Source organism: Paenibacillus soyae (assembly GCF_024623455.1).
GTDB lineage: Bacteria > Bacillota > Bacilli > Paenibacillales > Paenibacillaceae > Pristimantibacillus > Pristimantibacillus soyae.
Genome location: NZ_JANIPJ010000027.1, coordinates 65,742 through 77,914, shown reverse-complemented (window position 1 = coordinate 77,914; position 12,173 = coordinate 65,742). Strand labels below are relative to the sequence as shown.

Sequence of the window (12,173 nt, the reverse complement as noted above, 5' to 3'; positions counted from 1 at the left end):
ACATAAAGAAAATAGCCATGCACCTCGCTAGGCAAGCGGGGTGAGTGGAACCACCGGTTTTTCCTCCAGTGATTTGTTCATTACGGAACCACGCTTCATAAAAATCGGGGGTTTCCCAACAGCCTGAATAACGGAGTTATTTTCCCTGCTATGTCTTATTTCAAAAAAATAGCGGCAAAAGTACGCTTATTTACGCCGATAGGCCGGAAAATCCCTAATCCGAACGGATTAGCTCCGTTTTTGCCGCTATTTCATGCTATATCAGGATTTTCACAAAAATAGCAGTACTTTTGCCGCTATTCACGCCGCCAGCTTTCAGCACCCCAAACAAAAAAGCGGGGGACTCTCTTCCACCCGACAGAGCATGTTGCCCTGTTGGCTGCAAGAAAGTCTCCCGCTATTGCAGGGGTGAGGCTCGCTCACCGGATATGAAACGTTAAGCCCAAGTCGGCTGTACCTTCAGCACGGCCACTTCCTTCTCCCTCTTGAAGGGAACCGCTTCGGCTGCCGGAGCGGCTTTTGCCGCCATGACAGGCACGGCCGCTTCCGCTTCTACGCGGTAGATCTGAGCGCCAAGCGACGCCAGCTTGCCTGTAATGTCGACGTAGCCGCGGTCAATGTGGTGCAGCCCCGTCACTTCGGTCTCGCCGTCGGCGCGAAGCGCCGCGCAGATCAGCGCCGCCCCGGCCCGCAGGTCGGTCGCGCAAACCTTGGCTCCGGTCAGCTTCGAGCCGCCCGTTACGATAGCCGTGCGTCCGTCCACCTTAATGTTGGCGTTCATCTTCTGGAATTCTTCCACGTGCATGAACCGGTTCTCGAATACCGTCTCCGTCACGAGGCTCGTGCCCTCCGAAGCGAGCAGCAGCGCCATCATCTGGGACTGCATGTCGGTCGGGAACCCTGGATGCGGCAGCGTCTTCACGTCGACCGCTTTGAGCGACATGCCCGCGCGAACCCGAATTCCGTTATCGCTTTCCAGGATCTCCACGCCCATCTCCTGCAGCTTGGAAATGACCGGCGTCAAATGATCGGCGATCGCGCCTTCGATGAACACGTCTCCGCCCGTAATCGCGGAAGCAATCATATAAGTACCCGCTTCCACGCGGTCCGGTATCACGTTATGCGTCGCGCCGTGCATGCGCTCTACGCCTTCGATGCGGATCATGCCCGTACCCGCGCCGCGAACCTTGCCGCCCATCGCATTGATGTAGTTCGCGAGATCCACGATTTCCGGCTCCTTCGCCGCATTCTCGATCGTCGTCGTGCCTTGGGCAAGAGCGGCTGCCATCATGATGTTCTCCGTGGCGCCGACGCTGGCGACGTCCAAATAAATTTTGGCGCCCTTCAGCTTCGTCGGCGTGCTCGCTTCGATGAAGCCTTGACCAAGCGTAATCTCGGCGCCCATCGCCTCGAAGCCCTTAAGATGCTGGTCGATCGGACGCGTGCCGATCGCGCAGCCGCCTGGCAGCGAAATACGAACCTTGCCGATGCGGGCGAGCAGCGGGCCCATCACGAGGAAGGACGCTCTCATCTTCCGAATCAGCTCGTAAGGCGCTTCAAAGGATGTAATGAGAGGCGCGGATATCCGCATTTTATCGTTATTATAGGTAATTTGTGCCCCGAGTGAAGCAAGCACGTTCTGAATCGTCATAACGTCGTCGAGGAGGGGAACGTCACAGATGACGCTGTCTCCTTCCGTCGCTAATAATGAGGCAGCAAGAATGGGGAGCACTGCATTTTTGGCGCCGCTTACGCGGACCGTGCCCGTTAGACGCTGGCCTCCGCGGACGATAATTTTAGTCATCTTGTGTTCCCTCCGCGAATAGCATTTTCGATTAATGTAAGTAAAATATTGGATTGAAACTTACGACATTTGACAGGGTTCGAGCTTATCACTAAACTTCATCTTACCATCCTGCCGCAAGAATCGACAAGGGCGAATTTTTTTCCAGATGTCTCCCCTGTTTCCGTCAAATTGGAGGCAATTTCCGGCTCCGTCTTCAACTTATATCGACAGGAAGCATGAAGTTATGAAGCTCCGTATTACCCATTGTTAACATATTTCGACTTTGTTATTCGACAAAGCTTTTGAGCATGAGCGTATAGTCCCAATATTGCAAAATAAATTGCGCGAACAAGTGCCCAAGCCCTACCGCGGCAACCAACTGGAGCATCCGAGCTTTGGGACTCAAGTGGTGGCGCAGGAACGCTTCCCACTTCACTTCCCGCAGGAGCATCCACACGAGCAGTATGCTCAAAATCTCCACCGTTATCGAAAACGCGCCGGTTAACCCCGTCATCGTAAACATCTGATCCATGACTTCGTCGTTTGTGTCCATGCCGTCTCCTTCAGCTTCTTCATCCATTAACGAAGCGTTCGATTACGTCTTGTAATAGCGGTACAGCAGCGAGGCGAACTCGGCCCGGCTGGCCCTGTTCTCGGGCTCGTAACGCTCCTCTGTGACGCCCTTCAGCTTGCCGCCCTCCTTCATGGACGTCAGCATCGGGGAATACCATTCGTACGGCGCCACGTCCTCGAACGGACGGGAGGCTCTAGCCCGCTCGGCGATCCCTTCGGCATGCCCGATCATTACGGCCATCTCGGCTCTTGTGACCGGCTGATCCGGTCTGAAGCTGCCGTCGGGGAAGCCTCTAATCCAGCCCTGCTGCACGGCCTTCTTAATGGCGTCATACGCCCAATGCTCCGACTCCAAATCGCTGAAGGCGTTCATGAACACGGATCCGCCGATCGGCTTGTAGGCCTTCACGATCATCGCCACCGCTTCCGCGCGGGTGACATCCCTCTCCGGTACGAAGCGGAACTGTCCTACCCCGTTCACAATGCCGGAGCCCGAGAGACTGGCTATCTCGTTCTCGGCCCAATGTCCCTTGATGTCCCGGAAGCCCGAGACGAGAGGCTCCGCGCTCAGCTTCAGCCGGTAGAATTGGGAATGAAACGCCCGGTCCGCCGTCAGCTTCACATAATAGACGCCCGCCGGCAGCACCTGCTCGTTCGTAACCAGCTCCCCCGCGGAGCCGGTGCGCTTCGAGAACACGACCGCCATCTTTTTATCATAGCCTTGGAGATTCAAGCTCACGCCATCCGGAACGCCAGACACGTTCAAGCTGACGACGCTCTCGTTCGCGAGACGGAATTGGAACCAATCCGTATCGGTATCGGCGCTCATGACGCCTTTGTATTCGGTCTTAGGATTCATGAGCAGCGCTTCATAGGATTGATTGTTCGGTTCGTTCGGATCCGTCAGATTGGGCGTATAAGCGAGCCGAAGCTCGTAAGTGCCGAGCGTCGGGCTGGCTTCCAGCGAAATCGCGTTATGCACCCGGATATAATACGTGCCCGGGGTGACCGATAGAACGGGTGACTGCTCATCCTCGCCCTCGCCGTTCTCGTCGTACAAGGTTAAGGTTCCATCCTCCCGCTGAAGGGACAGTCCGGGATCGATGCGCGCCGTATCCGTCCGGACCGATAGCTGAAGCTTGCCGTCTTGCTTGAAGGTGACGGCGTACCAATCGCGGTCGGCCTTCTGATGGAAGGAGCCCGCGACAACAGAAGAGACAGGCTCCAGTATGGCTGCGCTCCCCGTTCTATCGTTCGGCTCGTAACGATCCGGCGCCATCGTAAAGGATGAAGTCAATACATAGGGCAGGGCGCCGCTGGCCGACGGATTGCCCGCCCCCAACCGAATATGCTGCCTTCCTTTCTTGACATCGAAGGACACCGTCTTGGTCGAGAGCTTCACCACTTCGCTTCGCTGCTGCTTTCCGTTCACGATATGCGCAATCCGGATCGGCTGAGCCGCGCTTCCTTGCGGCAGCTTCGCTCCGTACTCGATCGTCAGCGTCCCGTCATAAGGGGCGTCGATCGTATACCAGTCCTGGTCTTTGCCATCCCCAAGCTCCGCAACCATCTGCGTTCCAAGCGGAAATAGCTTTGCTTGACTGGCGCTGTCGTTGGCTTCGCGAGCATCCTTCTTCAAGGACGCGGTCACCGCTTGGTCCAGCCGCAGCATGCCATAGCCGGATGCCTCATCGACGCCTGCGGCACCGACGTCCTTCGCCGTCTGACGGAGGAGCTCCCGCACTTGGTAAGGCTTGAAGTCCGGATGCTTCGCAAGAATCAGCGCCGCCGCCGCGGCCGCCTGCGGAGCGGCGAGCGACGTGCCTTCTTCTTGGTGATAGCCGCCTCCGACCGCCGTTGTATACACATGCCACGGCGCGATCAAATCCAGCTCCGTGCCCGCGTTGGAACGCGCGTCCGCCTTCCCGTCGCTGCCCGCTCCGCCAACCGCCAGAACGGTCGGATAGGCCGCCGGATATTTCACGGCCGCTTTGCCGCCCATCGAGACGCCGTCATTGCCGGAGGCCGCGATCAGGACAACCCCTTTGTTTTCGGCGTATTGGACGATGTCCTGCATGTACGGGGAGTGACGGTGCAGGCCGACGGACAGCACGATGACCTTCGCGCCGTTCTTCACCGCATATAGAATGCCTTCGCCGAGATCTTCTTCCGTGCCGTCGCCCCACTCATCCAGCGCTTTGACGGGCATCAGCTTCGCGTTCCACAGGATGCCTGCGACGCCGACGCCGTTGTTGCCTTTCGCCGCGATGACGCCCGCGACGCTCGTGCCATGCCCGTTATCGTCGTCCGGCGATTTCTTGGGGTCCACCAGGTTCACGCCGGCCACCAGGTTATCCTTCAGGTCCGGATGATCCAGATCAATGCCCGTATCGACCAGCGCGATCGTGATATCCTTCTGCTCCCGCAAGGTCTCCCATGCTTTATGAGCGCCTATGCGCTCAAGATACCCCTGCTTCGCCAGCTCGGGATCATTCGGTTTCACGACGGTCGCCGTCGCCGCCACTTTCGCCGCAGGTTCGCCTGCGGGCTGCTCCGTCTCGGCTTCGCCCGCTGGCTGCTTCGGCGCAGGCTCCGCTTCCGCGGCCTTTGCGCCCGAGTCCGCCATAACTCCGCTCTCTCTCGAATTCGTGTCCGCTTGCGCGCTGCTCTCTCTTTCCGCTGGCTGTATTGGCTCTTCCGCATCCCCCTCTTGCTTCGTGCTTAGATCGCCCACTGAAGAGAGTATGCTCGCTTTGCCGTTCGGATGCACGTACGCCACGCCCGGCTCGCCGCGAAGCCGGCGGAGCCAAGCGTCCACGTCCTCGCCCGCAGCCGCGGCGGGACGAACGACCCAGACGGCCGCCTCGTTCTGGCGGCCGATCACGTCCACCCCGCGCAGCTCATGCGCCTGCGCGGGATCGGTCCAGCCGAGCAGCCAGCTCTGCGGCTGCTCGGAAGCGGCGCCTTCGGCGCCGGGCGCCCCGTCAGCGTACGCGACGGGCGCCTCCGCTGCGGGAGCAGGAGCGAGGGACGGGGCGGCGGCATAGCCGTAGCCGCCCGTCGCGAGCGCCATGCTCCCGATCAGCAGCGCCATCGCGGCGCGGCGAAGCCTGCCGCGGCGCGATGGCGCTGGGCTGTGGCGGCGCTGCGCGGATGCTGGCGCCGCCTCTCGTGATAGATGCGTTTGACCGATTCTATGTATAACGGTGATCCGATTTGCGTCCTTCGAGTTCAAGTTTTCGTAAACGTCCGCCTTCTTCGGGCAGACTTCATTCCCATTGATTTCATTCATTATCATGCGAGTCGCCTTTGAAACGTATTTCCTTACTAATTCGTGTAGGAAATACGTTATCCCTTCTTCTGTTTTTGAGAAAAAAGGAGGTGCATTCTTCTCGACTATTTATACGCTTCGCAGGGCCGGTTCGTTTTGGGTCCGTAGTCCCCCATTGTTTTCCTATTTTTTATCGAGCGGCCTGTCTGCCTTTCTGTTCTTCCTCTCCTTACCCCGCGGGATGCAGCTTGAAACAGCCTTTTTCTACCCCGCCTTGCTCAATTAGACACTTCTGGCACCCTTATTCGCCTCAAACTACCCCGTCTCACTCATTTAGACACTTCTGGCACCCGTATTCACTCCAAACTGCCCCTCTCGCTCAATTAGACACTTCTGGCACCCGTATTCACTCCAACTGCCCCATCTCACTCAATTAGACACTTCTGGCACCCTTATTCACCTCAAACTACCCCGTCTCACTCATTTAGACACTTCTGGCACCCGTATTCACTCCAAACTGCCCCTCTCGCTCAATTAGACACTTCTAGCACCCTTATTTGCTCCAAATGGGTCAGCAACTAGTAACCAAACCCTTCTACGAGGTGTCATAGAAGAGGAAAGTTTGTGTGGAACCATTTCTTTGAGTAGAAAGGAAGAGTTGTCGATGAAGAAAATGTGGATCATCATGCTTGTGATCTTACTCCTAACAGGCTGCCGAACCTCCAGCGATTCCACTATTCGCCTTAATGGCTTTCCAAATGGCGGAATCTATAAGGCCTCCGTCATTGGCGATATCCCGCATACCAACTATACAAATGTGAGCTTTGAAGCCTTTGATCCGTCCGATGAAAAATTTACATTCGACGCGCTTTGGATTCTCGACCAGCGTACGTTCTCCACGAATTCCGACAAAAATATAGCGATAATGGAAGCACTTCTACATGCGGACATTCTTGTATTCATAAAAGACGACAAAGCTCCGCCCCAGAGCTTCCTCGAACATTTCGAATTGAACGGCAACGAAATACAAACGGGCGGCAGCACCAACCAAATTGGCTACTACCTATGGTCCGAGAACAACGAAACAAGGATGGGGAAGCTGTACGCGGACGAATTTCATGCGGACGTATTGCTAGAAAGGACAGCCGTTCAACATAGGTATTAAGCTTTGTGCGCGAAAAAAAAGCCGCGTGTCCGATCCGCAAGGACGATCCCTTGCATACGAAGCACGCGGCTCTGCTTTTAACTACGACATAATCCATTACCTATCCATCGGCACAAAATCCGTCAAAATCGAAAATACCGAGTCGATCACCGCTACGAGCGGCTGAGGGAAGATGCCCAGCGCCAGCGTCAGGATGGCGCAGGCCCAGATCACGATGCCGGTCGGCACGGGCACACGGACTGTTCCGTCCGGCCTGCCCTCCAAATCGGCAGCTGCCGTTCCGGCGCCATACGCCGGGTCCGGTTGCCCGCCAGGACCTCCATCCTCCACTCCCGCCGCAAGCTCCCCGATAACCGACTCTGCCTGCGTTCGTCCGCGCGCGCTCCCGCTTTCATCCAGACTCTCGTACTCGCTGACCGACAGCCGCTCCCTCTCGCTCAGCATCCCGTCGCCGCTGCGCATGAACATTTGGCGGACGAGGCCGAAGTAGAAATAGTATGAGATGACGCTGCTCAGCACCATGACGGCGACGATCCAATAATACTTGCCGTTCGCGGCGCCGAGGAGGATGAACAGCTTGCCGAAGAAGCCGGCCGACACGGGCAGTCCCGCGAGCGACAGGACAAGCGCGGTCATCGCGGCGGCCGTCCACGGCGCGCGGTAGTACATGCCCGCGAAGCCCTTCAGCTCGTCATGGCCGACGGACCGGCCGACGACGGTCAGCACCGCGAACGCGCCGAGCGTCATCAGCAGATAGGCGACCAAATAGAAGATCAACTCGGTTACATTGTTGCTGTGCGTCATCGTGACGCCCGCGCCGATCGGCACGAGCAGGTAGCCCGCGTTCGCGACGCCGGATAGAGCGAGCAGCCGCTTGACGTTTTTCTGCCGCAGCGCCGCCAGCGTGCCGAGCAGCATCGAGATCGCGGCCACCAGCAATACGGCGAAGAGGATATCATCCTTGAGCGCAGTACCGATTACCGAGCCGCCCACCCCCGCGAACAGCACGGTGGAGAAGAGGATGCGCAGCACCATCGCGAGCGCCGCTCCCTTGGAGACGACCGCCAGGAACGCGGCGACCGGCGTCGGCGCGCCCTGGTAGACGTCGAGCGACCAGGCGTGGAACGGCGCGGCCGCAATCTTGACCGCGAAGCCGGCCAGCATGCAGCCGAAGCCGACGTAGACGAACGCCTCGTAGCTTGCGACCGCCGCGGGAAGCGCCTCGCGAATCGCGTCCAGCTGAACGGAGCCCGTCACTCCGTACAGATACGACATCCCGAATAGGATGAACGCCGAGGAGACGCCGCCCGTTATGACGTATTTGAATGTGGCCTCCGCGGACAGAAGCGACTTGCGCCGAAGGCCCGCCAGCACATAGCTTGTAATGCTGAGCAGCTCAAGGCCGATATACAGCGTAATCAGGTTGCCGGACGACGCCATCATCATGGCTCCCATCGCCGCCGGCAGCAGCAGGTAGAAATATTCGCCCTTATCCGTTATCGCCGAATCCCGTTCGGCGGTGCCGAGACCCAGCAGGACGACAACCGCCGTCCCCGCCAGAACGAACAGCTTCAGCAGGCTGCCGAAATCGTCGATCCGGTAGCTGTCCCCGAGCAGCGAGATCACTTCCGCGGGCTCGCTGCCGTTCATGTCGATCATGCGCAGCAGGACAAGCACGCCCGCTCCCAGCAATCCCGCAAGCGTCAGACCGCCAATCCAGGAACGCCGGCTCGCCCGTCCGGGCAGCAGCAGGTCCAGCACCACCAACAAGACAAACCAGGCGCCAAGGACCAGCTCGGGAGCCATGATTCCGATATCCGACCATCGCAGCGGTTCAAACAACGTTTCTCCCGGCATCGCTTACCCCCCTGACCTTGACGAAAGTAGTTGTTCCATCCATCCGCCGACGCTCATCTGCACCGTATCCGTCAGCGCGGACGGGAAGCAGCCAAGAAGCAAAATGAAAGCAAGCAGCACGATCATCGGCAGCGCCTCGACGAACCTGGCATCCCGCAGCGCGGTATGCTCCTCGCGCTGCGGCCCGAACGTGATCCCGAGCACGCTTCGCAGCACGTACACCGCCGTCAGCACGATGCCCAGCGCAGCCGCGGCCGTCAGCCATCGCTTCGTCTCGAACAGCCCGAGCAGCGACAGAAACTCGCCGACGAACCCGGACAAGCCCGGCAGGCCCAGCGACGCCATGCCCGCGACCAGCAGCACGCCGCTCATGAACGGCATCGAACGGGCCAGACCGCCCAGCCGGGGCAGCTCCGTCGTTCCCGTCCGCTCGTAGAGGCTCCCGACGATGAGGAAGAGCAGCGCGGAGATCAGTCCATGGGAGACCAGCTGGAACACGGCGCCCTGCAGGCCAATTTCGTTGAATGACGCGAGTCCGATTAGGACGATTCCCATATGGCTGATCGAGGAGTAAGCCAGCACGAGCTTGAACTCGGTCTGCCTGAAGGCCAATATCGCCCCGTACAGCAGGTTGACGACGCCCAGCACGGCCAGCATCGTCGCCCCTTCTCTCGCCTGCTCGGGGAACAGGAACAGACCGAAGCGGATGAGGCCGTACGCCCCCATCTTCAGCAGAATGCCGGAGTGGATCATGACGACGGACGGCGGCGCCTCCTGATGCACCTTCAGCATCCACGTATGGAACGGGAATACCGGCAGCTTGATGCCGAACGCGACGAGCAGCAGAATGAACAGCGTCCAATGCATTCCCTCGCTCATCTGGAACGGGTTCACCCCTCCCGTCGCCTCGGGAGGCAGATGGACGAACGCTTGCGGATTGGCCATGTTCGCGCCGATATCGGCGTAGCTTCCGCTGTATATGTATTGATGGCCGCCAGCGGCCTCTTCGATGCGGAAGCCCGCCGTGTTCACCAGCAGCACGAAGGCAACGAGCATGATCGCGGAACCGATCCCGTTGTAGATCAGGAACCGGTTTGCCGCCCGTTCCCGGTTGTAATAGCCCCACACCCCGATCAGGAAGTAGGTCGCCACAAGCGTAATCTCAAAAAAGATAAAAAACAAAAACAAGTCCCGCGCCAAGAAGACGCCAAGCATGCCCAATTCGAGCAGCATGAACCAGCCGAAAAACGCTTTCCACCGCTTCTTCACGTGCCATGCCGCCCATGCCGCCATCGCGGTGACAATGCTCGTCAGAAGCAGCAGAGGAAGCGATAAGCCGTCGACGCCCAGCGCATATTGGAACGAAAACAGCATTTCCACAGTATCGTTTGTATCGTTATTGATCGGAATCGTCAGCCATTCCGCCGCCTCGTCGTACCCTTCCCCGCCTTTGGCGCGGTCATAATCGGCATACAGCCAGAACGACAATGCCAGGGGAATCAAGGTCGCGAGAATCGCGGTCCGTTTGATCCAGGCAGCGCGCTGCCCGGGTAGAAGCAGAATGACCGCAAGACCGAGCAGCGGCGACAACAAAATAAAAGTGAGAATCGGAATATCCTGCAGGAAGCTCATGACAGCATCCTCCTTCCGATGACCGCCAGCACGATGACGATAATGCCGAGCACGGCCGCGAGACTGTACGTCTGAACTTGGCCGTTCTGCAGCCGCAGCGCCAGCCGTCCCGCAGCGTTCGCCGCCAGCCCCGCAAGCTTGACCGCGCCGCCAACGACATAGCGATCGAACGCTTCAAGAACCGCTCCGATACCTCGAAGTCCGCGCACGAATACCGCCTCGTAAGCTTCGTCGATGTAATATTTTCGCTCCGCGAGCCGCACAAGTCCGGGAGCTCTCCCGGCAAGAGTAGCCGCGGCTTCTCCCGCTCCGCGCTCCCTTCCCCAGATCGCCCAACCCGCCAGCACGCCGAGAACGCCGACCGCAACGGAACAAACGATAGCAATCGCGCTGCCGTGCGCCTCCCCGGCTCCATCGGTCAGCCAATGACCGAACCAGCCGTTCCATGGCGTCTCCACGAAACCCGCCGCAACGGCGAGCGCCGCCAGCACGATAAGCGGAATGGTCATGACGGCAGGAGATTCCTTCGCTCCGGCTGTCCGCTCCTCCGCCTGCTTCGGCTTGCCCAGGAACACAAGGACGAACAGCCGCGTCATGTAGAGCGCCGTACAGAAGGCCGCCGCTAGCGCTACCGCGAAGAGCAGCAGATTTTCCTCCAGCGCGACCGCCAGAATTAGATCCTTGGACCAGAAGCCCGACAGAGGCGGGATACCCGACAGCGCCAGCGCGCCAATCGCGAACGTCCACGCGGTCGTCTTCATCCGCGAGCCGAGGCCGCCCATCTCCCGAACGTCCTGCGTATGTGCGGCATGGATGACGCTCCCCGCCGCCAGGAACAGGAGCGCCTTGAAGAATGCGTGCGTGAACAGGTGGAAAATGCCGCCCGCCAGCGATCCGAGTCCGAGCGCGAGCATCATATATCCGAGCTGGCTGACCGTCGAATAGGCGAGCACCCGCTTCAGATCGTTCTGCGCCAGCGCGATCGTCGCCGCGAATATCGCGGTGAATGCCCCGACATAAGCGACCGTCTGCATCGCCGCCTCCGAAGCCTCGAAGATGTCGAAGGTGCGGGCCACCAGGAAGACGCCCGCCGCGACCATCGTCGCCGCATGGATGAGCGCGCTGATCGGGGTCGGTCCTTCCATCGCGTCCGGCAGCCAGACATGCAGCGGGAATTGGCCCGATTTGCCCACGGCCCCCAGGAAAATAAGAAGCGCGATAAGGGTCGTAATGCCTTCCGTGATCGTCCCGCCTTGATTGTCGAAGACGCTTTCGATCATCGTGAAGCCCAGCGCATGCTCAGGCATGTACCAGAACAGCAGAAGGATGGCGAGGAACAGCCCGGCATCGCCGATGCGGGTGACGATAAACGCCTTCTTGGCGGCCGCCTTCGCCGCCGGTCTCGCATACCAGAAGCCGATGAGCAGGAACGAGCAGACGCCGACCAGCTCCCAGAAGAGGTAGAAGGAGAGCAGGTTATCCGACAGCACGAGCCCCAGCATGGAGAACGTGAACAGCGAAACATAACCGTAAAAAACGGTAATCCGCTCGTCTTCCTTCATATAGCCGGCCGAATACACGTTAACGAGGAAGCCGACCAGCGTTACGATGACGAGCATTAACGAGGTCAGATTCGTCACTTCGTAGCCGATCGTCAGCGTATAGTCGCCGATCGTGATCCAATCGAAGCCGTTGCTGTAGTCGACCGGGTTCGGCTTCAGCCGCTCGAGCAGCACGAGCAAAGACATGACGAACGCCCCGAGCGAGCCGATCGATCCGATCCATACGCCAGCCGTCCGGTAGCTTCTGCCCAGCGCCGTCAAGATTAGGAACGAAGCGAGGGGGAGGAGCGGTATGACCCAAGCGATTTTTGCAAACATATCCATAAG

Annotated in this window: 7 protein-coding genes; 1 reads left to right on the top strand and 6 read right to left on the bottom strand. The window is 59.0% G+C overall.

Features of this window, described 5'->3' with window-relative positions; all coding sequences use genetic code 11:
- Positions 1-436: 436 nt before the first annotated feature.
- From murA to NQZ67_RS26740, 3 genes are all read right to left on the bottom strand, one after another.
- Positions 437-1,804, bottom strand: a complete 1,368-nt coding sequence (murA, locus tag NQZ67_RS26750; protein ID WP_257452020.1) for a UDP-N-acetylglucosamine 1-carboxyvinyltransferase — start codon at positions 1,802-1,804, stop codon at positions 437-439.
- A 268-nt stretch (positions 1,805-2,072) separates the two neighbouring features.
- Positions 2,073-2,339, bottom strand: coding sequence for a DUF1146 domain-containing protein (locus NQZ67_RS26745; protein WP_257452019.1), 267 nt, complete (start codon positions 2,337-2,339; stop codon positions 2,073-2,075).
- A 42-nt stretch (positions 2,340-2,381) separates the two neighbouring features.
- Positions 2,382-5,651 (bottom strand): S8 family serine peptidase, encoded by a 3,270-nt coding sequence (locus tag NQZ67_RS26740; RefSeq protein ID WP_257452017.1) that lies wholly within the window; start codon positions 5,649-5,651, stop codon positions 2,382-2,384.
- Between the two features lie 643 nt (positions 5,652-6,294).
- Here NQZ67_RS26740 and NQZ67_RS26735 point away from each other — a divergent pair.
- The gene (locus tag NQZ67_RS26735) at positions 6,295-6,795 is read left to right on the top strand and encodes a putative periplasmic lipoprotein (RefSeq protein ID WP_257452015.1); all 501 of its coding nucleotides are present in this window, start codon (positions 6,295-6,297) and stop codon (positions 6,793-6,795) included.
- 96 nt (positions 6,796-6,891) lie between these two features.
- Here the strand turns inward: NQZ67_RS26735 and NQZ67_RS26730 are convergent, their stop codons facing one another.
- From NQZ67_RS26730 to nuoL, 3 genes are read right to left on the bottom strand one after another with little or no spacing between them, the layout of a single operon-like run.
- Entirely contained in the window at positions 6,892-8,652 is a 1,761-nt protein-coding gene (locus tag NQZ67_RS26730; protein ID WP_257452013.1) for an NADH-quinone oxidoreductase subunit N, read from the bottom strand.
- Positions 8,653-8,655: 3 nt separating this feature from the next.
- Complete coding sequence (locus NQZ67_RS26725; protein ID WP_257452011.1) at positions 8,656-10,284, bottom strand: complex I subunit 4 family protein; 1,629 nt, start codon at positions 10,282-10,284, stop codon at positions 8,656-8,658.
- Positions 10,281-12,170 carry an NADH-quinone oxidoreductase subunit L gene (gene nuoL / locus NQZ67_RS26720; RefSeq protein WP_257452009.1) on the bottom strand — a complete coding sequence of 630 codons (1,890 nt, stop codon included), beginning with the start codon at positions 12,168-12,170 and terminating at the stop codon, positions 10,281-10,283. Before nuoL ends, NQZ67_RS26725 begins: the two co-directional genes overlap by 4 nt.
- Positions 12,171-12,173: the final 3 nt, after the last annotated feature.

Excerpts from the sequence above, each read along its gene's own strand:
- murA (WP_257452020.1), bottom strand. The coding sequence starts at position 1,804 with ATGACTAAAATTATCGTCCGCGGAGGCCAGCGTCTAACGGGCACGGTC.
- NQZ67_RS26745 (WP_257452019.1), bottom strand. The coding sequence starts at position 2,339 with ATGGACACAAACGACGAAGTCATGGATCAGATGTTTACGATGACGGGG.
- NQZ67_RS26740 (WP_257452017.1), bottom strand. The coding sequence starts at position 5,651 with ATGAATGAAATCAATGGGAATGAAGTCTGCCCGAAGAAGGCGGACGTT.
- NQZ67_RS26735 (WP_257452015.1), top strand. The coding sequence starts at position 6,295 with ATGAAGAAAATGTGGATCATCATGCTTGTGATCTTACTCCTAACAGGC.
- NQZ67_RS26730 (WP_257452013.1), bottom strand. The coding sequence starts at position 8,652 with ATGCCGGGAGAAACGTTGTTTGAACCGCTGCGATGGTCGGATATCGGA.
- NQZ67_RS26725 (WP_257452011.1), bottom strand. The coding sequence starts at position 10,284 with ATGAGCTTCCTGCAGGATATTCCGATTCTCACTTTTATTTTGTTGTCG.
- nuoL (WP_257452009.1), bottom strand. The coding sequence starts at position 12,170 with ATGGATATGTTTGCAAAAATCGCTTGGGTCATACCGCTCCTCCCCCTC.